Origin of the sequence: Pseudoalteromonas sp. T1lg65 (assembly GCF_051930985.1) — a bacterium.
GTDB lineage: Bacteria > Pseudomonadota > Gammaproteobacteria > Enterobacterales > Alteromonadaceae > Pseudoalteromonas.
This window is the reverse complement of sequence record NZ_CP196838.1, coordinates 775,633-799,967: the sequence shown is the minus strand read 5'-3', so window position 1 is coordinate 799,967 and position 24,335 is coordinate 775,633. Positions and strand designations below refer to the sequence as shown.

The window sequence follows — 24,335 nt, the reverse complement described above, 5'->3', positions numbered from 1 at the left end:
ATAACAAGAAGCTATGCTTCTTTACCCCTTGTTTGCCACGACTTCTGCGACTGCTTTTTCAAATCGAGCCAAGCCTTCAACTATTTCTTTATCACTGATAACCAGCGAAGGAGTGAACCTGACGACGTCAGTACCGGCGACTAAAGACATCAAACCATGTTTATTACTGGCAACTAAGAAGTCACGAGATTGGCCTTTGAATCTTTCATTCAAAACAGCTCCTAGCAACAGTCCTTTACCTCTTATTTCAGAGAACACATCGAATTTGTCGTTGATGGCCATCAAACCTGCACGAATAAGCTGTTCTTTTTGCTTCACACCGTTTAATACTTCTGCAGTGTTAACGGTATCAAAAGCGGCTTCTGCTACCGCACATGCCAACGGGTTGCCACCATAAGTCGAACCATGTGTACCCACTTTAAGGTGAGCTGCAATTTCAGTTGTAGTCAGCATGGCACCAATTGGAAAACCACCACCTAGCGCTTTAGCCGTAGTCAAGATATCAGGTGTTACGTTAAGGCCTTGGTAAGCATAAAGGTCGCCAGTACGACCTACACCAGTTTGTACTTCGTCAAAAATCAATAGCGCGTTGTGCTTGTCACAAAGGGCTCGGACACCTTTCACAAATTCATTGGTAGGAGCGATGATCCCACCTTCACCTTGCAGTGGTTCCATCATTACTGCGCAAGTGTTATCTGACATGATAGCTTCAAGTGCGGCTAGGTCGTTATAATCGACATGAGTGATGTCCGCTGGCTTAGGTCCAAATCCATCAGAGTAAGCTGCCTGACCGCCAACAGTGACGGTAAAGAAGGTACGGCCATGAAAACCTTTATTAAATGAAATGATTTGTGTCTTGTCGGCGCCGTAATTATCGAGTGCGAAGCGGCGTGCTAGTTTTAATGCCGCTTCATTTGCTTCAGCGCCCGAGTTTGCAAAATAGACTTTTTCAGCAAACGTCGCATCAGTTAATTTTTTTGCTAATCGAAGCGCTGGCTCATTGGTCATCACATTTGAAAGGTGCCATAGCTTTTCGCCTTGCTCTTTTAGTGCGTTTACCAACGCTGGATGGCAGTGACCTAAGCAATTAACCGCGATACCGCCAGCAAAATCAATATACTCAGTCCCATTTTGGTCCCAAACTGTAGCACCAAGTCCTTTGACGGGGATAATGTCCGAAGGATTATAATTGGGAACCATTACTGCATTGAATAACTCACGATTTACTTGCATGACGCCTCTCTTTAATCGATTTTTGCTTGCTGATTAGATACCCAAATTGTTGTCATTTTAGAGGGTATTCATTGAATTTTTAGAAACTGGAACTATTATCAAGGTCTTTTATGATAATTTGCAGTGCAAAATTTCACATATTTGATATGATTTTTGTCAATTTGATGGTGTTAGGTTGCAAAATGCTTACTTCTCAAGATGAAAAACTGATAGCTTTGTTAAGGAACAATGCGCGTGAAAGCGTTTCTGAGCTGGCAAGAAAACTGCATTTGTCTCGAACCACTGTTCAAAATAGGATCAGTAAGTTAGAGCAGTCGGGAGTAATTAAAGGTTATCGTGTTGAGTTCGCCCAAGAATATACCGATGACTTGGTTTCGGCTCATGTTTCTATCAAAGTAAAACAAAAACTTACTGCGAAAGCCTATTTGGCACTCCAGCAGTTACCCCATGTATCGGCCTTGTATGCCATTAGTGGCGAATATGATCTTATCGCAATAGTGCAAGCGCAAAGCCTTCAGCAACTGAGTCATTTACTCGATGAAATTGGTGATCTTGAAGGCATCGAAAGAACCAACTCCTCGGTGATTTTGGAAACCAAATTTGAACGCTAATATCTTGTAGCAAATAATGTTTTATAAGTATCGCGGGAGGCTAGAGTCATCTTGATGATTGCTTTTCTTATGCGAAGTTTCCCCCGAGAGTGTGGTACTGTGGTAACTATCAACCTATTAGCCGTTTATCACAGCGCAATAATCGGCAACTCGTTTGTTGTAATACAACGTAATTCCTAGCCAATGTGAGACTAATGTCTAATACCTAGATATCCCTCAACTATTTGAAGAACTTAAAGAACTTCTCTAATTCATCGTCTAGAGATATTAGTTAAATTCACTTTACAACCATGCGGCTCTGGACTAATTTTTCCCCAATTCCCGTGACACTTGGCGCATGGATTGCAGAGTTCTCATATTGATGTCGCAATATTCAAATGAGCAGTGACTTTGCGCCATATTGGTGCAAACGTGCACCACAAAGTACTGTCATAGAAACACAATATATTTTTGTTTTACTGGGCGGAAAGTGAGCGGTCTTATAAGTGATTGTTCAGCCCAGAGATTGTACACAGTAACCGAACGTTTGCAGTTTAGCGCACGGCGCTGTGATAGAGGAAATCACACAGATATTCGGGGGTATTATGCTGACCAAGCGTTTTTTCAAAACCAAAGATGAAGCAGAAGTAACATTCTCTTTTGAGCATCCAGAAGCCACTAAAGTTGAGTTAGTCGGTGATTTTACTGATTGGCGTCCAGTGGAGATGAAGTTTGTTAAAAAGGATAGGGTATTCAAATCTAAGCACAGGCTTCCTGCCGACAATCGCTTTCATTTTCGCTATTTGATTGATGGACAGTACTGGGACAACGATGCAAAAGCTGATGGTTACGTGCCAAATGGCTTCGGCGAAGACAACAGCGTGGTATCTACATTAAGGGCGTAATCGAAGCTATGGACCCAGTTTCTCAGCTGTTATATTTGTATGGCATTGGCTACGAATACCACAAATATAATGGAGAGCATGTCGTATTTGACCATCAAGTGCGATTACAGGCACTGAAAGAATGCGGAATTTCATGTGACCAGCCATCAGAAGTCATTTCACTTAACTATGAGTTGGATGTCGCAAAGTGGCTTGGTTACGTTGAACCAATCACCTTGGTAGATTTTGAGCGTCCAGTTTTATCTCTTCGTTTGCCTGCTGAGCGGTTGCCGGATGTGGTGCAGCTATGGGTCAAGGAAATTGATTACACTGCAACGATAGATTTGTGTTTGGCAACAACGGTCGGCAACTACAGCTTTGAAGGCTGCGAATATATTCATATTGAGGTACCCATAGCGAAATTACCTGTTGGATACCACAATGGGGTCGTTGTGATCGATGGTAAACAATTTGACACTGAACTGTGGGTGACGCCATCACAGTGTTTTGATCCTGTGGCCAATGATGAAAAGCTTGTTGGTATTTCAATTCAACTATATTCATTGCGCCCCGAAACCAACAAGCCGTGTGCAGATTTTTTTGAGCTGCATACTTTAGTAGAGCAATGCGCTGGACGCAGTATCGATTATGTGTTGCTGAATCCACTTCACTTGTTGTTTGAAGACAAACCCGAACGCGCAAGCCCATACAGCCCAAATGATAGAAGGTTGTTAAATCCTCTTTATCTATCATTTGAGTTGCTAGCGGAAAGGTTTCCGTCATTACAACTTGTACTCAACAGCAAGGAGCCAGAACTCAGGGAGGATGGCCTGTTTGTCAATATGACCGACGCCGTTGAGTATAAGTATCAGGGGTTAAGAAATAATTGGTCGAAGATTCAAGCGTTGCAAGCAGATTGGCAACCAGAGCTCGAGAAGTTTTATCAAGCCAATCCTGAGCTCCATGCGGCGTTGGCAGATGATGAATTTGAATCTTTTGTGCAGTGGCAGCTGTTTGAGCAGTTGGCCTATTGTCAGAAAGTCGCCATCGAATCTGGTATGAAAATAGGACTCATCAATGACCTAGCTGTAGGTTGTGCAAGAGATGCTAGGGAGTACCTATCTAACCAAGGGCTTTACTCTCACAATGCGAATGTGGGCGCACCTCCAGATCCATGGGCTGAAAAGGGCCAAGATTGGGGTCTGCCTGCTATCAATCCAGTAAGCTTGAAAAACAGTCATTTTTCGTTTTTTAAACAGTTGGTTAGAGCTAACTTGTCCGGTGTCGGCGGGTTGCGTATTGATCACGTGATGGGGTTGAGGCGGTTATGGTGGTGTTTCAGCCATGAGGGTGAACGAGCGGGTTGCTATGTCTACTATCCATTTGAGCACTTGCTAGCAATTCTAAAAATTGAGTCGGCGAGAGCAAAGGTCATGGTTATTGGGGAAGACCTAGGGGTAGTGCCTGAAGAAATAAAAACCTCAATGCACATGAGTCATATCTACAGCAATATTCTATTTTACTTCGAAAAAGACCATTTAGGTCGATTTAAACACCCCAGTCAATATGCCAAAAACGCCTTACTTATGGTGGCCAATCACGATGTTCCGCCTTTTTGTGGCTGGTGGCAAGCTTATGATCTTAAGCTAAAACTAGAATATAAATTGTGTACCGAGTCAGAGTATCAGGCACAGCTTTCGCAAAGACAGGTTGAAAAACAACAGATGCTTGAATGGATATCTGAATCAGGTGGTCCACAACTTACAGTCGAAGACCATGAAGAAGCCGTTTATTCAGCGCTTTTAATCTGCCTTGCACATTCAAATGCTAAGCTTCTCACGTTGCAACTTGATGACCTGGACAAGCAACGAGTACCGGTCAATATACCTGGTACCGATCTGGAATATCCAAACTGGAGAAGAAAGCTGTCAGCACCGATTAATACCATCATTAGTCAATCAGCGATATTGATAGAAAACATCGTTGATTCAAGGAAGTAAATATGAATTCAATTGTCAAAGTAGCAAGCAATAACCCAAATTATGACCTTCAACTGATGGCATTAGAAAGTGGCAACTTTAGAGATCCATTTGCCTTTCTCGGTAAGCATGTTATCGACGAAAAAACATCCATTATTCGTGCTTTTATACCGGGAGCTCAGTCGGTATCTTGCTGTTTCGGTAACGTCCAGTATGCAATGACACAGTACAAGCAAAGTGCATTGTATTTTATTGAGCTAGCGACCAGAAAATGTGTTAATCGTCATCAGTTTGAAGTGTTTTTTGAACAGTATTCGGTGGTTAGACATGACCCTTATAGTTTCCCCACTTCGCTGAGTGATAGTGATCTCTACTTATTTAATGAAGGTACGCAGCTTCAAGCATATCGACATTTAGGCGCGCATTGTATTGAAATCGATGGTATTTCAGGCACTCGGTTTGCGGTCTGGGCACCCAATGCCCAAGCTGTGTCCGTTATTGGTGAATTTAACCATTGGCAAAATAACGAACATGGTATGCGGCTGCACCCAGCAAGTGGTATTTGGGAGATCTTTATTCCGGAATTAACCGTCGATTGCTGCTACAAATTTTCTTTACTAACTTATGATGGGCAACGACTGGAGAAAGCCGATCCGTTTGCGCTGAAGATGGAACAGGCCCCCGGGACAGCTAGCATAATTCAACCGTCAATCACGGCCATCTCGTTGACTGATGAACAGCGCCAACAGCGACAAGTGCGAAATAAAATCGATGCGCCAATTGCTATTTATGAGGTGCACTTAGGCTCGTGGAAAAGACGTACCGAAGAACAAAATCGTTATTTGACCTATCGTGAATTAGCGGATGATTTAGTACCTTATGTCAAAGAGCTGGGTTTTACACATTTACAATTAATGCCTATCAGTGAATACCCCTTCGATGGTTCATGGGGCTATCAACCTGTTGGCTTATTTGCACCGACCAGTCGTTTTGGTGGCGTAGATGACTTTAAGCATTTTGTATTAAGCTGCCAGAAACATAACTTAGGCTTATTAATCGATTGGGTACCTGGACACTTTCCATCAGATCCACATGGGTTGCACAAGTTTGATGGTACGCATTTGTTTGAACACGCAGACAAAAGGCAAGGATTCCATCCTGATTGGAACACCTACATCTACAACTATGACCGTGCCGAAGTAAAAAGCTTCTTAGCATCTAATGCCTTATATTGGTTATCTGAGTTTGCCATTGATGGGCTGAGAGTCGATGCAGTGGCATCGATGTTGTATCTCGATTACAGCCGCGATGATGGTGAATGGGTGCCAAATTGCTACGGTGGTAGAGAAAACTTGGGCGCCATAGATTGTCTCAAAACCGTTAATACACAATGTTATGGTTTTGACGGCGATATTATGATGGTGGCGGAAGAATCCACAGCTTGGCCAGGTGTAACTCAAAGTGTTGAGCATGGCGGTTTGGGTTTTGGTTTCAAGTGGAATATGGGATGGATGAATGACACGTTGCAATACATGTCTAAAGATCCGGTCCACAGAAAATATCACCACCATGAAATGACGTTTTCTATGGTATATGCCTATTCAGAAAACTACATTTTGCCGTTGAGCCACGATGAGGTTGTACACGGTAAAGGATCATTATTAAGTAAAATGCCAGGTGATGATTGGCAACAATTTGCAAACCTGCGCGCCTATTATGCATTTATGTATGCTCATCCAGGTAAAAAACTACTCTTTATGGGGAGTGAACTTGCGCCTCGCAGTGAGTGGGACCATAACCAGCAACTTGACTGGTCACTGCTAACCAGTGAAGCGCATAGTGGTATCTATAAAACCATTAAGCAACTGAACCAAGTGTATCGTTCGACACCACAGCTTTATGAATGCGATAACACGCCCGCTGGATTTAAATGGATTGATGGTGGAAATGCCGAGCAGAGCATTTTTAGTTTTGCTCGATTTGCTAAGAATTCGTCATCACCATTGGTGGTGGTTGCTAACTTTACCCCAAATACCCACCATCGCTTTAGATTGGGTGTACCAGCACCTGGGGTCTATCAAGTTTGTTTAAATACCGACGAACAATCGTTTTGGGGCAGCGGTTGCTCAGTCGTTGCAGGTAAGCAGCAACTAGTAGAAGCGAAACCTAAATCAAGTCATGGCTGTGCCAATAGTATTGAGATCACCATACCGCCTTTAAGCACTATTTATTTGCTACGTATTACGGGTGAGGCATGCTAACCAGCTATCGTGGCACCACAGCCGCTGTTGGCGCGACCGTTAATGACAGAGGTGTCAATTTTTGTGTGTACGCACCAAAAGCGACACAGGTGTGTCTAAGCCTGTTTGATAAAAGTGGCCACAGCGAGGTCAATAAGCTCAAAATGTTTCGTCATGAAGGCGGATATTGGAGTTTGTTTATTGAAGGGCTGGAAAACCAAAGTTTGTATGGTTTTAGGGCTGATGGACCTTATGATCCAGAAAAAGGCTTGTTATTTAATAAAAATAAACTGCTGCTCGATCCGTACGGCAACGATTTTTTTGGCGAGTTCACTTGGAGCGAAAGACATTTTTGTCATCTACCTGTTGGCAAGCTCAGTCTCAGTGATAATGCTATAGATATGCCCAAATCTCGAGTTACTCAAGTAGAAAAATATCAAGGCAAAAGACCAAATATACCTTGGTCAAAAACCGTGATCTATGAATGCCATGTAAAAGGCGCAACAATACGTCATCCCAATATTGCTGCTGCGCATCGCGGAAAATTTCTTGGCATCGCCGCAGCCGAGTTTATTGAGCACCTAAAGCAATTAGGTATTACGGCTATTGAGCTGTTACCAGTACACGCATTTATTACAGAGCAATTTTTAACGACCAAAGGGCTGCAGAATTATTGGGGCTATAACACTCTGAGCTTTTTTACCCCCCACAAAGAGTATTTGGTCAACGATGATATTCGAGAATTTCCAACAATGGTTAAGGCGCTCCATGACGCAAATATCGAAGTCATTATTGATGTTGTTTTTAACCATACAGCTGAAGGCGGCATTGATGGACCCACTCTAAGTTTGAAAGGGTTAGACAACTTAGGTTACTACCGCACCCTAGCCAACAAGCAAAACGTCTACATCAATGATACCGGGTGTGGTAATACCTTGAACATCAGCAATCCGGCGAGTTTGAAGTTGGTGCTCGATAGCCTCCGGTACTGGGTAGAATACATGGGGGTTGATGGATTTCGATTCGATTTGGCAACTATCTTAGCTAGGGAAAGTACCGGATTTAATGCAAGTCACACGTTTTTACAAGCGCTAGCGCAAGATCCCGTGCTATCAAAAGTAAAACTTATCGCCGAACCATGGGATATTGGACCAGGCGGTTATCAAGTTGGCCAGTTTCCGTCTCCTTGGCGAGAATGGAACGATAAGTTCAGAGATACGGTAAGGCGGTTTTGGCGAGGTGACTTTGGCGTCTTGCCCGAACTTGCTATGCGGATCCATGGCTCTTCAGATTTATTTGAGCATAACTATCGTGGCCCCCTAAATTCGATCAATTTTATTACTAGCCATGATGGTTTTACGTTGTACGACTGGACCGCTTATAAGCAAAAGCATAATGAAGCCAACGGCGAAGGTAATCGAGACGGTCACAGTGAAAACTTCTCAATGAATTGCGGTGTGGAGGGTTTTAGTTCGGACCCTGAGGTTATGGATAAACGCCTCACCATGCAAAAAAATGCGTTGCTAACGCTGATCTTATCCAAAGGTGTGCCAATGATATGCTCAGGATCAGAAATGGCACACAGTCAAAATGGTAATAACAATGCGTATTGTCAGGATAACTGTACTAATTGGTTGGCATGGAAAAATCATCAGCAGCACCATGCGTTAAACTTTTTCATTCAAGACTTATTGGCGATTAGAAAGCAATTTAGTGCTTTTTCTCATGCATTCTATGTCCATGATTCAGATAGTCGTTATGCCGTAAATTGGTTCGATGAACATGGTGAGACATTATCTCCGCAACAATGGCAAGAACCGACCAGGCAATGGTTAAGCTATACCATATCGGATCAGCAGCTAGGGCAAAGTTTGTTGCTGATTTTTAATGCGAGTAACCAAGATCTGCAGATGAGCTTGCCTCCGAGCGCTTTTTCTAAACACTGGCACTTAGCAATTTCCACAGTCACACATCAGCTTACGAAAAAATTATCAGAACACATTCAAGTGCCTGCAAAAACGGCATGGATATTCACATCGATTCAAGAGGATAACAAGCATGGCTAAAAACAGTGGATCAGTTTGTGTGGTAAAACACTGGCAAGATGCTCCAAAAATGGATGAAAGCACCTTAGTTGATGATTTGACGCGTCACTTTTACTACACCTTAGGTCGCGACAAAGTGGGAGAAAGCCAGTTGTATTTATACCATGCATTGGCGCTGACTATTCGCGATAGGCTGGTAGCACGTTGCCGAGCCACTAATCAGTACTTGGCAGACAAAAAGACGCGTAAAGCAGCTTATATTTCTCTGGAATTTTTGATGGGCCGAGCGCTTTCTAATGCGGTGTTGAACTTAGATCTAGAAGACAAAGTTCGAGATGCGCTAAAAGAGTATTGTTGTGAGCTAGAAACGGTTGCACAAGCAGAGCATGATGCAGGTTTAGGTAACGGTGGTTTAGGCCGTCTAGCTGCTTGTTTTCTTGATAGCTGTGCGTCCTTGGCATTGCCAGTTATCGGTTATGGGATCCGCTACGAATATGGCATGTTTAACCAAAAAATTGAGCAAGGTCATCAGGTAGAACAGCCTGATAACTGGCTGCGTGAAGGACACCCTTGGGAACTCGCTGCGCCGGAGAAAGCCAAGCGAATTAAGTTTTCAGGGCATGTTGTTTCGCATATTGACCGTTCTGGCAGAGAGCACAGAGAATGGATTGATACGCAAGACGTCTTGGCCGTTCCTTATGATGTGCCGATACCCGGTTATAAAAACGAGGTCGTCAATACACTCAGACTTTGGAAATCCGAAGCGACCGATGAGTTTGATTTAAATGAATTTAACGCCGGAAGTTACTCGGAGGCTGTGGCCAAAAAGAACCTCGCTGAGCAAATCACGATGGTATTGTATCCCAATGACACGAGTGAAAACGGCAAAGAGTTAAGGCTGAGGCAGCAATACTTTCTTTCTAGTGCGAGTTTGCAGGATATCGTAGATAACTGGGTTGAGAGATATGGACCCAGTTTCAATGACTTTGCTGACTATCATGTGTTTCAACTTAATGATACTCACCCTAGTATTGCCGTAGCCGAACTGATGCGTATTCTTGTTGATGACTATGAATTGGAATGGCAGGAGGCGTGGCAGATCACCACCTCTACGATGGCTTATACCAACCACACCTTGTTACCTGAGGCACTAGAGAAATGGCCAGTGTCTTTGTTTGCTCGACTGTTACCACGACTGCTTGAAATCATCTACGAAATCAACGCTCGGTTCTTAACTGAAGTGGCGCTGAAATGGCCTGGGGACATTGGTAAGCAACGCGCTTTATCATTAATCGAAGAGGGTGAGCAGCCACAGGTAAGAATGGCCTACCTAGCTATTGTAGGCAGCTATTCCGTGAATGGAGTCGCAGCCTTACACACTGAATTATTGAAATCAGGGCTATTTAGTGACTTCTACCAGTTATGGCCAGAAAAGTTTAATAACAAAACCAATGGTGTCACGCCAAGACGCTGGTTGTCGCATTGTAATCCGCAATTAGCCTCATTAATTAGTAGCAAGATAGGTGATGCTTGGAAAGCGGACTTTGCGAAGATCAGTGATATCAGACGCTACTTTGACAACAAGGCTTTTCAGCAAAAATGGCAGCAAGTAAAGCTCGAAAATAAACAAAGACTTGCAGACTTAGTGAGTAAAGAATGTGGTGTTGAATTTGATGTGACGATGTTGTTTGACGTACAAGTTAAACGGATCCACGAATATAAACGCCAGCTGCTCAACATATTGCATGTGATCCACCTTTATGATCGGATCTGTCGAGGAGACACTGAGAATTTAGTGCCACGTTGTGTGTTATTTGGTGGTAAAGCCGCGCCTGGTTATTACATGGCGAAAAAGATTATCAAGCTAATCAATAATGTCGCAAGTGTGATTAATCAGGATAGAGCTGCACATCCTTTCCTACGTGTAGCCTTCTTACCCAATTACAATGTTTCTGCGATGGAAGTGATCTGTGCTGCTACGGATTTGTCGGAACAAATATCTACGGCAGGAAAAGAAGCCTCGGGTACTGGCAACATGAAATTCATGATGAACGGCGCGGTTACCATTGGCACATTAGATGGCGCAAATATTGAAATCAGAGAATGTGTTGGGGCTGATAATTTCTTTTTGTTTGGCGTAACTGCAGAGCAAGCTCAGCAAATCCGACAAGATTACAAACCAATGGAAATCATAGATGGCTGCATTGAGTTAAAACGGGTGATGCAGTTATTAGAGAGTGGACATTTTAACCTATTTGAGCCGGGTATATTTGACGACATCGTCAACGCCATCAAGTGTCCTTCAGATCCTTGGTTGGTGGCGCAAGATTTTCCTTCGTATGTAAAGTGCCAAGAAAACGCTTCGCAAGCGTACGAAGATAAAGAACATTGGTTGCGAATGAGTATTCTCAATACCGCAGCAAGTGGCAAATTTTCTAGTGATAGAACAATTCAAGATTATTGTGATGATATTTGGCGTCTGAGCCCAATGCAGTTAATCACCGCAAACTAAAGTTATGGAGAATAAACGGTATGCCTAATTATGCGAATCGCTACATTAGTACTTTAACACGTGAAACGTACGCGTTGATTTTAGCTGGTGGTCGTGGCTCACGATTACATGAGTTAACGAATTGGCGAGCCAAACCTGCGGTTTACTTTGGGGGTAAACATCGGATCATAGATTTCCCGCTTTCAAACTGCATTAACTCTGGGATCCGTCGGGTCGGTATTGCGACCCAATATAAATCACATTCTTTGATCCGTCACGTGAATCGTGCGTGGGGACATTTTAAGAAAGAATTAGGTGAGTCTGTTGAGATATTACCAGCATCACAGCGCTATGGAGACGAGTGGTACTGCGGCACCGCAGATGCCGTGTTCCAAAACATGGACATCATTCGTCATGAATTACCAAAATACGTGATGATATTATCTGGTGATCACGTCTATCGAATGGACTACGGTGGGTTATTGGCTAAGCATGTTGAAACGGGGGCGGATATGACAGTTTGTTGTATTGAAGTGCCATGTGAAGAAGCGGCGAAAACCTTTGGTGTTATGACCGTAGACGAAAACAAACGAGTGAGACGTTTTGATGAGAAGCCAGCAGAGCCAACATCGATTCCTGGCAAGCCAGGCACATGTCTAGCATCAATGGGTAACTACGTATTTAATACCGAGTTTTTGTTTGAACAACTGAAACGAGATGCAGCAAGAGAAGGATCAGGACGAGACTTTGGTCACGACATTATTCCGTCTATTATTGAAGAGCATAACGTATTTGCTTATCCGTTTAGAGATCCCTCACACCAAGGTCAACCATATTGGCGTGATGTAGGTACCATAGATTCGTTTTGGGAAGCCAACATGGAATTGGTTTCACCTGAACCGCAGCTAGATTTGTATGATCCACACTGGCCAATTTGGACATACCAAGAGCAGCTACCTCCTGCAAAGTTTATTTTTGATGACGATGACAGAAGAGGGATGGCGGTGGACTCGACAGTGTCTGGTGGCTGTATCATTTCTGGTTCGAAAGTAAAACGTTCACTGCTATTTTCTAACGTTCATGTGCATTCCTACTGTGAAATCGAGGGGGCAGTCGTACTGCCAGGGGTACAAATTGGACGTGGTTGTAAGATCAAAAATGCCATAATCGATAGAAGCTGCCAAATCCCTGAAGGGATGACAATTGGCTATGATCTTGAAGAAGATAAGAAAAATGGCTTTAGAGTATCCAATAAAGGTATAGTGTTGGTTACCAGAGATATGCTGGCGACCATTGAAAAAAGTGCCAGAGAATCCGTAGTAAAGTCGGCGTAGAGGATATATGCATGTATTAATGGTGGCAGCCGAGAATGATCGGTTGCCCAATTGTAAAGTTGGTGGCGTAGCAGATGTTATAAGAGACATCCCTTACGCCTTGGCTGAACTAGATACCAGAGTATCCGTGATCACACCCGATTACGGTCAGCCAGCACTGCCACGAACATTTGTAGCAGACATTGCAGTGCCGTTTAGGCAGCATCTGGAAACTGCGACCTTGTGGTTAGTTGAGCAGTCCCAACACGTCACGCAATATGTGATTTCTCATTCATTATTTAGTGAGCATCATGGCGCAATCTATTGCAATGATGCCGAGCAGCCATTTGCAACTGACGCAAATCGTTTTGCGTTTTTTAGCGCTGCGGTTGCTGAACTGGTAGAGCATGACGTGGTTACTGACGTTGACGTATTGCATTTGCACGATTGGCATGCAGCGGTGATAGCGGTATTGAGTGAGTACAATCCGAGATTCAAAAAGTTATCAGCAATTAAACAAGTTTATACGGTGCATAATTTGTCATTGCAGGGAATTCGGCCGTTTAATCATGACCACTCAAGTCTCGAAGCTTGGTTCCCCACCATGACTTACGACGGGATCACTATCTGTGATCCTAAGTTTCCACACTGTTTTAACCCAATGCGCGCAGCAATCAATTTGTGCGACAAGGTACATGTGGTGTCCCCTAACTATGCGAAAGAGGTAATGCGAGCAAGTCATCCAGAACTTGGTTTCTTTGGTGGTGAAGGGTTAGAGTTGGATATGCAAAATGCTTCAAGCCAAGGCCGTTTGGTTGGGGTATTAAATGGTTGTGTGTATGACAAAGATGGTAGCGACCGCGCTTCAGCTATCGCTTTTAATGACTACTTACAACATGCAGAGCATCACCTGTTTCAGTGGATGGCAAATCATCAAACGGTTCAGCCTCGTTATTACATTGCTCATCAGCGTATCTTACAGTGGCGTAAAGAATCACATGATGGTCCGTTAATAACTAGCGTGGGGCGATTAACCGACCAAAAAGCACTGTTACTTAGGCAGCCCTATGATGACTATTTAGTGCTAGACAAAATAGCTTCGCTTGCTGCTCAGCACAGTGCTCGTATTATTATCGTCGGTTCTGGTGATAGTAATTTGGAAATGCTCTTTACTCAGGTCATGTCTCGACATCAAAACCTATTATTTTTAAATGGCTATAGCCAAGTTTTAGGGGATGAATTATATGACTTGGGGCAGCTGTTTTTAATGCCTAGTTCATTTGAACCCTGTGGTATTAGTCAGATGCTGGCGATGAGATCGGGGCAACCCTGTCTCGTACATAACGTAGGTGGGTTGACGGATACCGTCAAACACGGTGAAACAGGTTACTGTTTTGAAGGAGAAAACCTGGCTTCACAAAGCCATGCGCTGGTTTGTACCTTTGCAAGTGCCCTAGAAGATATTGTTAACAATTCAGAAAGTTACCAACAGATAAAATTGCAAGCAAGTTTACAACGCTTTGATTGGCAATCTGTAGCTCAAAAATACCTCTCATTTATTTACAAGTAGGCTTTTCAGCCTACTTGTCTTTCTTTTTTATCAAAAAGATTTATCTTTTACGCTATTATTTTAATACTTAATAGCTTAGGTTGATTTTATTTATAATCTAAAAGGTTTAAAATTGAAAAATGTCTAAACCAAAAGTATGAAAATAGTACTTTAGGTACGAAGGAGTTCCTGTTTGAAGGTTTTTGTGGCTCGCCAGGCCATATTTAATCGCAAAAAACAAGTTGTGGCGTACGAATTGTTATTTCGCGATGGTATGAAAAACAGTTTTCCCAATATTGCTGATGATGCAGCAACGGCAAAGTTGATTGTAAACAACCAGCTTAATTTAGGCACGAGATATTTAACCTCGGGCAAAAAGGCATTAATCAATATTGGCCCGGACTCATTGCGTCAATCGTTGTGTGAATTTTTACCTGCCAGCGATGTAATTCTTGAGTTGTTGGAGACAATCCCACCGACGAAAGAGAATTACGAAAGGGTGAGAGAGCTATTTCATGATAACTTTCGTTTGGCCCTTGATGATTTTCAATATACGAAGGAATGGGAGCCTTTTCTCAAATTAATCAGATTGGTTAAATTTGACATCATACAAAATCCATTACACACGATAGGACCTTTGGTTAACCAACTGAAACAAAGAAAAAACTTAAAGCTGCTCGCGGAAAAAGTAGAGACAGAAGAAGAATTTGAGCAAGCAAAAAGAATGGGGTTTCAGTTTTTCCAGGGATATTTTTTTGCAAAACCGAAAGTAATAGAACATAAAGACATAGAAATTAACTACGTCGTTGCCATGTTGATCTATGAAGAAGCGCTGAAACCCAACATGAGTATCTCACGACTATCTGAGCTGTTTGCCCAAGATACTGCACTTGCCTACAAACTACTGCGCTTGATTAACTCCGGCGTGTTTCCCGTAAAACATAAAATAGAATCACTAAGACAAGCGCTGGTTTATTTGGGCAATGAGCGAATTTTGCGGTTCGTTAACTTGCTGATGACGGCGCATGTGGCAGAAGGTAAACCGACGGAGTTAACTCGTTTGTCCATTATGCGTTCGCGTTTTTGTGAATTGATAGCGCAACAGATTGCCCCAGGTTTAGTCAACATGAGTTTCCTCACTGGGCTGTTCTCATTACTTGACGCAATTTTAGATAGGCCCATGGATCAACTAGTTACAAAATTACCGTTTCCAGAACAGTTACACGATGCGCTTTTAGGAAAGGCAAATACGTTGTACTATATCTTAAATATTGTTAAGGCCTACGAATCTGGAAGCTGGTGGAAGTTACAAGATGCATGTGGTTATTTGAACTACAGCGATATGAACTTACCTGATTTTCATGCAGCCGCGATTAGCTGGGCCGATATGTATAAGAATCGCGTATATTAATGAACAGAATAATAACAATTGATGTTATCCGAGGCTTGGCGCTACTCGGATTGCTTTCTATGAATGTGTTTCATTTTGCTAATTTTGAACTCGGCTATGTTGCTAATGACCCAGCTCATCCTCTAGACAGTTTGTTGCAATCTATAAACATTATATTTTTTGATAGTAAATTCAGAACCTTATTTGCGATGTTGTTTGGTGTCGCACTGTGTATGCAGCTACAAAGTCGAACTAACGAGGTGATAAAAAGACGTTTAAAAGTCATCGCTGTGATTGGATTACTCCATGGTTATCTTATTTGGCCTGGGGATATACTACTCAATTATGCCTTCTCTGGTTTTATCGCGTTTTCAATAATCAAAGGGCCGCAAACTTCTCTACGTACTAAATCGCTATTATTGTTTTTGATCCCTACCATACTGATGTTCGCAATTGGTTTGCTCGATCCGGAGCCCAACCATACACGAAGTCATGCAGACTATATTCAAGCTTTATCTAATTTGCCGAACGACTACCTATCATTACTACTGAGCAACCTGATTTATTTCAGCTTAATGGTTGTGGTGATGTTTATAGTAACCCTTTGGTATACGGCAGGTTTGATGTTATTTGGTGCTATGTTGTTTAGACGTGGTTTTTTCGATCTTGAAAATCGCCAAGATGAAAGCAAGATTATAGCTGCTGGGGTCATTGCGTTTATCGTATCTATCATTATGGCGCAGTCAGATCTATTACCAAAAACGGCGTTAGAAGCGCTAACCTGGGCTTTGGCAGTCCCCGTAGCATTGCTTTATGCCGTCATCGTTAAGCAAGTGTTGCGCAGTGGGTTAAGTGCGTTAAGCTGGTTGGCAAGCACCGGCAGGTTAGCGTTAACCTTATATATCAGCCAGTCAGTGTTTATGACCATATACTTTGTGTTTTTATTCCCTGAGTATCGAGAATCTTATAATCGAATTGACTATTTTTCACTTTTTGTTGTCTTCGCTGTACTACAGTTAGTTATCGCGCACCTGTATTTTAAGTTGTTTAAACAGGGGCCTTTAGAATGGTGTGTGTCAAAGGTAGTTAACAAATAACGTGATGAAAAGACTGTTACTAGCGTATGCGTTTTTCCTTAGCCTATCTGCAAATTGTTATGCAGCTATTGATTTCAACGTATTACTAGTAAACCCTTCGACAACCGACGATCCTTTTTGGGGTAAAGTTCAGCAAGTCACCGTTGCAGCTGCAAAACAATTAAACGTCGGTGTGTCGGTGATATATGGTGAAGGGAATCGTCATATTCAATTAGCAGAACTACGCCGCTATCTCAGTGTAAATCGTAAACCAGACTATGTGATCTTGATTAACTACCCTGGCGGTGCAATGCAAACCTTGCAGTTGCTTGAGAGCCATGGCGTAAGGTATCTCACCCTAGAGCAAACGCTAAATGGTACAGAAAAACAACAAATTGGCTTGCCGGGAGAGAACTACAAATATTGGTTGGGTGAAGTCTTCCATGATAATAAGCGCGCCGGATATCTACTTGCTGATGCTTTACTTGATAGTGTAAAACGTCAAGGCATTAAGGATATTAAGGCGATTTCTATCAATGGACACTATGGAAGTGAGTCAGATCTGCGAAATATCGGTGCTTCAGAGCGTTTGCTAGAAGCGGATGTCACGTTGCAGCAAACGGTTTATGCTGGGTGGTCGAAACAGCAAGCTTACGACAAAACCTTAAAACTATTGGAACGTTATCCACAAACAAACCTCATCTGGTGCGCATCAGATCTGATGGCGATAGGAGCCAAGAAAGCACTAAGAGACAGTAATCACAGCGCCGTTGTGGGAGGATTTGATTGGTTAAAAGAGGCCATTTCGGGTGTTGAGACTGGAGAAATTCAGGCCTCAGTTGGAGGGCACTTTATGATGGGGGCGTGGGCGTTGGTTACGCTGTACGATCATCATTATGGTCATCCTTATTGGTCGCAGCACAAGAGCCTGACATTTGATTTGTCGGTGATCACCGCCACGAATGTCTCTGAGTTTTTATGGATAAAGTCCATAAAAAATTGGTCAAAGATTGACTACAAAGCCATGAGCATTAAAAATCAACCAACCAAGACTTATCAATTTACGCCAGACATTTTACGAATGCCATAGAGGAAAGCCTGCAACTGGTTTACAATATCGGCTTTTATAGCAAACTGGATTAAGCGTGTCAGAACCAAAGCGCCTCAACAAATATATTAGTGAAACTGGATTTTGTAGTCGTAGAGAAGCGGATTCGCTGATTGCTGATGGACGTGTGAAAGTCAATGGTAACCCTGCAGAAATGGGTCTTAAAGTCAGCGATGCGGACAACATCGTCATCGATGGCAAACCATTAAAAGCCAAACCGAAAGCGGTATTTATTGCTTACAATAAACCAGTTGGCGTGACCTGCACCACCGAACGTAAAATCAAAAGCAATATTATCAGTGCGATAAACTACAAAGAACGTATTTTCCCCATAGGTCGTTTAGATAGGCCTTCAGAAGGCTTGATATTTTTGACTAACCAAGGTGATATGGTTAACAAGATTCTCAGAGCTGGAAACAATCACGAAAAAGAATATGAAGTTACGGTAGATAAGCCGCTCAATGACCGCTTTGTATCCAGAATGTCAGCGGGTGTGCCAATTCTTGGTACTGTTACTAAGCGATGTAAGGTTAAAAAAACGGGCACTAATTCGTTTACGATTGTGCTGACTCAGGGACTTAATCGTCAAATCCGACGTATGTGCGAATACTTGGGTTATGAAGTTACAAAGCTCAAGCGCGTTCGTATCATGAACGTTGATTTGTCGGGTCTTGCTGTGGGTCAATGGCGTCATCTTACAGACAAAGAAATGGCTGAAATAGAAAAAGCTACGGCTAGCTCAGTAAAAACGGAAGAAGCATCTGGTGCCGTTGGGACTTCAACCGCAAAATCTACAGAAAACCACAGATCTGGTCGGGTTAAAAAAGCAGAACACTCTGTTCGTACTCCAGCCAACAAATCAACCAAAAAGCCCAGCAAAAGGGTGTCCGGGACGCTAAAGTTGAACAGAAACTAAATGGTGTCAATGCACTAGTTGCGGGTAAACACATTGGTAGAGTAATTAAAAACGGCCCCTTGTTGGGGCCGCTTTTGTTTAAACACTTGGCTGTTTAATACTGAAGTAGATGCAATACAATACTGGCAACACAATAAGCGTCAAAATAGTCGCAAATCCCAAGCCAAACATAATTGTGACTGCCATTGATTGGAAAAATACGTCGAATAGCAGCGGGATCATACCCAATATGGTAGTTATCGCAGCCATGGAAACCGGTCTAACTCTGCTAACACCCGAATCAAACACTGCCTGATATGGTGCTTTGCCACTTTCCAGCTCAAGGTTGATTTGATCCATCAACACAATCCCGTTTTTGATTAACATACCCGACAAGCTTAACAAGCCAAGCAGTGCCATAAAGCTGAATGGCGCTTGCAATAGGACTAAACCAGCAGTAACACCAATAATTGCCAGCGGTACTGTCGACCATATTACCAGTGGCTTTTTGACCGAGTTAAATAACAAAACAGTGATCATAAACATGGCCAGATAACCGATGGGTAATGAGCCAAAAATGGCTTTTTGCGCTTTGCTGGAAGACTCAAACTCACCACCCCATTGCATTTCATAGCCTTGCGGTAATGCGATAGATTCCACCTTACCACGAATACGGTTGAATAACTTTGCAGGTGTTTCATCGCCCAACACGTCATGATCTGCCATTACAGTAATGGTACGTTTGCGATCTCTACGCATGATTAGGCTGTCTTCCCAGACCACATTAAACTCATCGACAATTTGGGAAACTGGTACATAAATATTCAATACTGGGCTGAATATTTGTAAGTCACCCAAATTTTCGACGTTTAGCCTCTCTTCTTCTGGAGAACGTGCGATTATAGGAAGCAACTGCGTTCCGTCTCGATATAACCCGACTTTGGCACCCGATAAAGACGTAAGCAGTAACTGATCTAAATCTGATTTGCTGATCCCAAGGCGTCTAGCTTTGTGCTCATTAAATTCTGGACGAATAAGTTTGGTTCTTTGCCGCCAGTCATCACGGATGTTGAACGCTTTATCATCGCTGGCGATTGCGAGCTTGGCTTGCTCAGCGAGTTGTCTTAGCACTACAGGATCGGGGCCGGAAAACCGCGCTTCTATTTTTGCGTTCGTCGACGGACCGATCTCCATACGTTTAATAATCAGTTGACCATCAAGCTCTTGTGCTGCTTCAAATTGACGCAGCTTTGCTATCATGGCGGCTACGGACTCTCGGTCTTGCACCCTAACAATTAGCTGGCCATAGGCACTGTACTGCTTTTCTGGAGGATAGGTCAGCATAAATCTTGGGGCACCTTGGCCAATGGTCGTGGTTACTTCTTCTACCAAATTATCCTGCAGCAGAAATGATTCAATGCGCGCGATATTCTCAGCAGTACTGCGAATATCAGCACCTTGATAATGCCAATAGTTAACGTAAAACATTGGCGTATTAGACGCTGGGAAAAATGATTGTTTCACGGATTTAAACCCAACTATCGAGCTGACCAGTAAAACGAGCATTGCAATGATAGTGATAACTCTGTGTTTTAAACAAAATGATAATAGTGATTTATATACGGTGAAAATCACTCCTTGATACGGATCGTCTTGTTGAGCATTTTGCTCTCCTGATGCAGTTTTTGGCCCACTAAACATTAAGTTCGCAAAAAAAGGCGTTAGCGTAATCGCTGTAACCCAGCTTAATAGTAGAGAAATCAACAACACCCAAAATAAGGAACCGGCAAACTCTCCACTGGCGTCAGAACTTAAACCGATAGGTGCAAATGCCGTGATACCAATTATCGTGGCGCCAAGTAACGGCCATTTTGTTTGCTCGACGATATTCACAGCCGCTTTTACTTTAGACTGGCCCTTTTTGATATTAATGAGAATACCTTCTGTCACAACGATGGCATTATCCACCAGCATCCCTAATGCAATGATCAGTGCACCGAGAGAAATTCTTTGTAAATCGATGGCAAATAGCTTCATAAAAATGAACGTACCAAGCACTGTAAGCAAAAGAATACCACCAATTAAAATACCGCTTTTAACGCCCATAAAAATAAGCAAGACTACAATCACAATCGCGACAGCTTCGAGCAGACTAACAATGAAACCATCAACCGATGTTTCTACTTCGTTGGGTTGGTGGTAGACGGTGTTAATATTCATCCCATATGGACGTTGATATTCTAGCGCCTGTAAATGCTGCTCAAGTCGAGTTCCAACTTCAACAACATTAACTCCGGAGCTGAACGAAACCCCAACTAACAGTGCTCTTTGCTGATCAAATCGCGTGATATGATTTGGCACCTCGGCATATTCTCTAGTTACTGTTGCAACATCACCAAGATAAATCAGCTCTTTTGCACCAGGCTTGGAAATAAGCAAATCTTCAAGCTCTGAAACATGATGAAATTCCCCGGTAGGGTGAAGGCGAATGGACTCATCGCCAACCTTAATTTTACCTGCATTTGAGACTGTGTTTTGCGCTTGTAAAAGGGAAAATATATAGCTTGGAGATAGCCCAAGTTGAGATAACTTTTGAGTTGAGATCTCAACAATGACTTGTGCTTGCTGTTCACCCGCTACGGTAACTTTACTGACGCCTTCAATCAGCACTAATTCGCGTTTCAAAAAATCAACGTAGTCTTTTAACTCATCATAGGAATAACCATCACCAGTGACTGCATAAAGAACACCATATACGTCAGCAAATTCATCGATGACACTGGGGGGATAAACACCTGGGGGCAACTTTGAGGTTAAGTCATTGACTTTACGGCGTAATTCATCCCAAATTTGCTGTAGATCTGCTTTGCGATAGCTACTTTTCATCTCCACCGAAATCTGTGATTTACCTGGTGAAGAAATTGACGTGACGTAATCAACATAGGGCAATTGTTGAATTGCATTTTCAATCGGAAAGGTGACTTCTTCCTCGACTTGTTGGGGCGACGCGCCCGGATACATTGTGATCACCATCGCTTTTTTTAGTGTGAACTCGGGATCTTCAAGTTGTCCTAATCCAAAATACGATACGGTACCTGCAATCATCAATAGCAGGGCAAACATCCAACTGATGACCTTGTGCTCAATCGACCAATTTGCAATGCTCATATTATAAGCCTCTTTCTTTGGTCCAAGGTCTAACTTTTGCGCCTTCTTTGAGGTAATGAACACCGGCTGCAACAACTTTTTGACCCGGCTGCAAACCAGCAAGAATTTCAATGCCATCGTGACGAAGTGGGCCAACTTTCACCGCCTGCTTAGACACTGTTTGTTGTGTCTCATCAAACACCCAAACATAACTATTCCCCTGAGTCTGTTGCGTTTTGTCAGAAAAAACAGCTTGATTAGGAATAACGATATTGATCACGCCATCTTGGGTAATTTTACTAGAATCGATGTAGACATGGCCGGTCATACCTGCCAATAAATTAAAGTCTTTGGGGATTGGGAGCGTAAACACGACCTTATAAGAAAGGGTGGTAGGATCGGCCTGTGTGTCCCACTCTTTAACTGTAAGTGAATATGATTTATGCGGATAACTATCAAACACCACGGTTGGTTGATAGTCGGAATCTTTATCCACACGTGCTACAAGTTTTTCTGGGACGTGGATGACCACATCCATCATATCTCTGGTTTCTAAGCGAAGAATATTTTGCTTGGCAGCGATATTTTCGAAGTTTTTCACAAACACTTTTGCCACAGTGCCGCTAAATGGCGCTCGCAGTTCACTGTACTCAAGATTGGTCTTAGCAATTTTAAAGGCTGATTCTGCAACTTGTTTGTCGGCTAACGCTTTGTCAAATTCTGCTTTAGTTGCGATACCTTTTTCAAATAAAGGTTCAACACGAGAGAGTTGCGCTTTGGCAAGTTCGAATTGCGCTTTACGCTGCTCATATTGCAATTCAAAGTCCTCTGGGTCTAATTTGGCCAAAAGCTGACCTTTTTCCACTTCTTGCCCTGCTAGCACTGGGAATTCGATCAGTTCACCATTCACTCTGAATGCGATATACGATCCTTGATTGGCGACCACCTCAGCTGGAAAGCTGCGCATTGTGGTGGCACTGGGGTCTGTTACCTGATGAAGTTTTACTGGCCTAATTGGATCTGGCTGATTATTTTGCTCTGCTTGCTTTTCACAACCACCAAGCGCAGTTGCTAGCAGCAAAATCGAAAAAACTCGTAACATGTTATTCTCCATGAACTTATGCCAATGATGGGATGCAGAATAATGGAAATAGCTATAAAATAAAAATTATAAAATCTTCTTATCTTAATAATATTTATTTATGAAAATTTCAGAACTCTACGTATTTCGTGTCGTGGTTGAAGCGCAAAGCCTTGCCAGCGCTGCAATGCAGTTACACAAAACCCAGCCGGCAGTAACACAAACAATTAAAAGACTAGAACAAAGCCTCGGTTTTGCGCTGTTCACTCGCGATAAATATCGTATTGAGCTTACCGAACAGGGGCGGCGATTTTACTTTCAAGCAGAACAACTATTAGAACATCATCGTGACCTATCTTTGCTAGCTAAAGAGTTTGCTGAAGGGAACGAGCCAAAATACAAAATATGTTACGAACCGGTTTGCTACCATCCGAGCTTTGATGCAATTATCGCCGACACTTTTAAGTCGTTTCCAGCCACAGAAATGACCATTACAAGTGGTAAGCGTTTTGTCTCTTTAGAGCAAGTGAATCAGGGTATTGCAGGTCTAGGTATCGGACCATGGTTTGACTTATTTCATTCTATGGGTAATTTAGAGTCGTTGCCGATTGGTGACCTAAAATTAGGCCTAGTTTCAAAACCAGGTTTTATGCCCAAAGAGGTGTACTTTGAAGAACTTGCAGATTATCCGTCACTTGCGATGGTGGAAAGCGAGTTCAAATTTGACAGTGAAAGGTTGTCATACACGAACAGTACCAATACGATGAAATTAGATGATGTCGCTTCAATTAAACGTTACTTGCTCAGCGGTATGGGATGCGCGCTAATCGCGCTGAACTTATGTGAGGACGAACTGGCGAGTGGCCAACTACAGCAAGTCAAAGTCAAGGACAGACGTGATGAATTTACCGCTGAAATTCATGTATTTCGACAACATAAACGCCATCATGGCCCGGTAGCAAGATATCTATGGCAACAATTTAAGCGATTAAGTGATGAGTACCAATATAATGCAGCAACTTGCTGAACGCGTTTACACCGTAATTGGAGGCATTCCTGCTGGTAAAGTGCTGGCTTATGGCCAAGTGGCTAAATTAGCTGGCTACCCAAAGCACGCACGCAAGGTAGGACAGTTATTGAAGACACTTCCAAGTGATTCGACTTTACCTTGGTTTCGGGTGATTAACAGTCAGCGCAAAATTTCATTTGCTGAAAATTCTGCCAAATTTATCCAGCAAAAATCTTTGCTAGAACAAGAAGGCGTTATCTTTGATAAAGCTAATAGAGTAAGAAAAGAAAATTTCTGGATATAGA

General features: G+C 42.7%; 17 protein-coding genes. 14 read left to right on the top strand and 3 right to left on the bottom strand.

Annotated features, from left to right (window positions below; translation table 11 throughout):
• Positions 1 to 21: 21 nt before the first annotated feature.
• Positions 22 to 1,233 (bottom strand): aspartate aminotransferase family protein, encoded by a 1,212-nt coding sequence (locus ACSLBF_RS20580; protein WP_440056503.1) that lies wholly within the window; start codon positions 1,231 to 1,233, stop codon positions 22 to 24.
• A 182-nt stretch (positions 1,234 to 1,415) separates the two neighbouring features.
• Between ACSLBF_RS20580 and ACSLBF_RS20575 the strand changes: the two genes are divergently transcribed.
• The 12 genes from ACSLBF_RS20575 to rluF all read left to right on the top strand — a co-directional run bounded on the left by ACSLBF_RS20575 (position 1,416) and on the right by rluF (position 18,814).
• Positions 1,416 to 1,844, top strand: coding sequence for an Lrp/AsnC family transcriptional regulator (locus tag ACSLBF_RS20575; RefSeq protein WP_440056502.1), 429 nt, complete (start codon positions 1,416 to 1,418; stop codon positions 1,842 to 1,844).
• Between the two features lie 584 nt (positions 1,845 to 2,428).
• Entirely contained in the window at positions 2,429 to 2,728 is a 300-nt protein-coding gene (locus tag ACSLBF_RS20570; protein ID WP_440056501.1) for an isoamylase early set domain-containing protein, read from the top strand.
• A gap of 8 nt (positions 2,729 to 2,736) precedes the next feature.
• Positions 2,737 to 4,707, top strand: coding sequence for a 4-alpha-glucanotransferase (gene malQ / locus ACSLBF_RS20565; protein ID WP_440056500.1), 1,971 nt, complete (start codon positions 2,737 to 2,739; stop codon positions 4,705 to 4,707).
• Between the two features lie 2 nt (positions 4,708 to 4,709).
• Entirely contained in the window at positions 4,710 to 6,947 is a 2,238-nt protein-coding gene (gene glgB / locus ACSLBF_RS20560; protein WP_440056499.1) for a 1,4-alpha-glucan branching protein GlgB, read from the top strand.
• Positions 6,941 to 8,992, top strand: a complete 2,052-nt coding sequence (gene glgX / locus ACSLBF_RS20555) for a glycogen debranching protein GlgX (RefSeq protein WP_440056498.1) — start codon at positions 6,941 to 6,943, stop codon at positions 8,990 to 8,992. The genes glgB and glgX overlap by 7 nt, the downstream gene beginning before the upstream one ends.
• Positions 8,985 to 11,483: a glycogen/starch/alpha-glucan phosphorylase gene (locus ACSLBF_RS20550; protein WP_440056497.1), complete on the top strand. Its 2,499-nt coding sequence runs from the start codon at positions 8,985 to 8,987 to the stop codon at positions 11,481 to 11,483. The genes glgX and ACSLBF_RS20550 overlap by 8 nt, the downstream gene beginning before the upstream one ends.
• Before the next feature lie 20 nt (positions 11,484 to 11,503).
• On the top strand, positions 11,504 to 12,796 hold the full coding sequence (glgC, locus tag ACSLBF_RS20545) for a glucose-1-phosphate adenylyltransferase (protein WP_440056496.1): 1,293 nt from the start codon (positions 11,504 to 11,506) through the stop codon (positions 12,794 to 12,796).
• A 7-nt stretch (positions 12,797 to 12,803) separates the two neighbouring features.
• Positions 12,804 to 14,345 carry a glycogen synthase gene (locus ACSLBF_RS20540; protein ID WP_440056495.1) on the top strand — a complete coding sequence of 514 codons (1,542 nt, stop codon included), beginning with the start codon at positions 12,804 to 12,806 and terminating at the stop codon, positions 14,343 to 14,345.
• 172 nt (positions 14,346 to 14,517) lie between these two features.
• On the top strand, positions 14,518 to 15,735 hold the full coding sequence (locus tag ACSLBF_RS20535; protein WP_440056494.1) for an EAL and HDOD domain-containing protein: 1,218 nt from the start codon (positions 14,518 to 14,520) through the stop codon (positions 15,733 to 15,735).
• Positions 15,735 to 16,811, top strand: a complete 1,077-nt coding sequence (locus ACSLBF_RS20530; protein ID WP_440056493.1) for a DUF418 domain-containing protein — start codon at positions 15,735 to 15,737, stop codon at positions 16,809 to 16,811. The genes ACSLBF_RS20535 and ACSLBF_RS20530 overlap by 1 nt, the downstream gene beginning before the upstream one ends.
• A 4-nt stretch (positions 16,812 to 16,815) precedes the next feature.
• Positions 16,816 to 17,880 carry an ABC transporter substrate-binding protein gene (locus ACSLBF_RS20525; RefSeq protein WP_440057046.1) on the top strand — a complete coding sequence of 355 codons (1,065 nt, stop codon included), beginning with the start codon at positions 16,816 to 16,818 and terminating at the stop codon, positions 17,878 to 17,880.
• A 55-nt stretch (positions 17,881 to 17,935) separates the two neighbouring features.
• The gene (gene rluF / locus ACSLBF_RS20520; protein WP_440056492.1) at positions 17,936 to 18,814 is read left to right on the top strand and encodes a 23S rRNA pseudouridine(2604) synthase RluF; all 879 of its coding nucleotides are present in this window, start codon (positions 17,936 to 17,938) and stop codon (positions 18,812 to 18,814) included.
• Between the two features lie 78 nt (positions 18,815 to 18,892).
• On the opposite strand, the gene ACSLBF_RS20515 is transcribed toward rluF, so the two are convergent.
• Positions 18,893 to 21,961 (bottom strand): efflux RND transporter permease subunit, encoded by a 3,069-nt coding sequence (locus tag ACSLBF_RS20515; protein ID WP_440056491.1) that lies wholly within the window; start codon positions 21,959 to 21,961, stop codon positions 18,893 to 18,895.
• 1 nt (position 21,962) lies between these two features.
• Entirely contained in the window at positions 21,963 to 23,042 is a 1,080-nt protein-coding gene (locus ACSLBF_RS20510) for an efflux RND transporter periplasmic adaptor subunit (RefSeq protein ID WP_440056490.1), read from the bottom strand.
• A 100-nt stretch (positions 23,043 to 23,142) separates the two neighbouring features.
• Here ACSLBF_RS20510 and ACSLBF_RS20505 point away from each other — a divergent pair, with 100 nt between their 5' ends.
• Together ACSLBF_RS20505 and ACSLBF_RS20500 are read left to right on the top strand one after the other, a co-directional pair.
• Positions 23,143 to 24,048: a LysR family transcriptional regulator gene (locus ACSLBF_RS20505; protein WP_440056489.1), complete on the top strand. Its 906-nt coding sequence runs from the start codon at positions 23,143 to 23,145 to the stop codon at positions 24,046 to 24,048.
• Positions 24,017 to 24,334: an MGMT family protein gene (locus tag ACSLBF_RS20500; protein WP_440056488.1), complete on the top strand. Its 318-nt coding sequence runs from the start codon at positions 24,017 to 24,019 to the stop codon at positions 24,332 to 24,334. The genes ACSLBF_RS20505 and ACSLBF_RS20500 overlap by 32 nt, the downstream gene beginning before the upstream one ends.
• Position 24,335 lies beyond the last annotated feature (1 nt).

Bases quoted from the DNA above. Each gene is read 5' to 3' on its own strand.
- ACSLBF_RS20550 (WP_440056497.1), top strand. From the start codon at position 8,985: ATGGCTAAAAACAGTGGATCAGTTTGTGTGGTAAAACACTGGCAAGAT.
- glgX (WP_440056498.1), top strand. From the start codon at position 6,941: ATGCTAACCAGCTATCGTGGCACCACAGCCGCTGTTGGCGCGACCGTT.
- ACSLBF_RS20580 (WP_440056503.1), bottom strand. From the start codon at position 1,233: ATGCAAGTAAATCGTGAGTTATTCAATGCAGTAATGGTTCCCAATTAT.
- ACSLBF_RS20515 (WP_440056491.1), bottom strand. From the start codon at position 21,961: ATGAGCATTGCAAATTGGTCGATTGAGCACAAGGTCATCAGTTGGATG.
- ACSLBF_RS20530 (WP_440056493.1), top strand. From the start codon at position 15,735: ATGAACAGAATAATAACAATTGATGTTATCCGAGGCTTGGCGCTACTC.
- ACSLBF_RS20570 (WP_440056501.1), top strand. From the start codon at position 2,429: ATGCTGACCAAGCGTTTTTTCAAAACCAAAGATGAAGCAGAAGTAACA.
- ACSLBF_RS20575 (WP_440056502.1), top strand. From the start codon at position 1,416: ATGCTTACTTCTCAAGATGAAAAACTGATAGCTTTGTTAAGGAACAAT.
- glgC (WP_440056496.1), top strand. From the start codon at position 11,504: ATGCCTAATTATGCGAATCGCTACATTAGTACTTTAACACGTGAAACG.
- ACSLBF_RS20525 (WP_440057046.1), top strand. From the start codon at position 16,816: ATGAAAAGACTGTTACTAGCGTATGCGTTTTTCCTTAGCCTATCTGCA.
- ACSLBF_RS20500 (WP_440056488.1), top strand. From the start codon at position 24,017: ATGAGTACCAATATAATGCAGCAACTTGCTGAACGCGTTTACACCGTA.
- ACSLBF_RS20505 (WP_440056489.1), top strand. From the start codon at position 23,143: ATGAAAATTTCAGAACTCTACGTATTTCGTGTCGTGGTTGAAGCGCAA.
- ACSLBF_RS20540 (WP_440056495.1), top strand. From the start codon at position 12,804: ATGCATGTATTAATGGTGGCAGCCGAGAATGATCGGTTGCCCAATTGT.
- glgB (WP_440056499.1), top strand. From the start codon at position 4,710: ATGAATTCAATTGTCAAAGTAGCAAGCAATAACCCAAATTATGACCTT.
- ACSLBF_RS20510 (WP_440056490.1), bottom strand. From the start codon at position 23,042: ATGTTACGAGTTTTTTCGATTTTGCTGCTAGCAACTGCGCTTGGTGGT.
- malQ (WP_440056500.1), top strand. From the start codon at position 2,737: ATGGACCCAGTTTCTCAGCTGTTATATTTGTATGGCATTGGCTACGAA.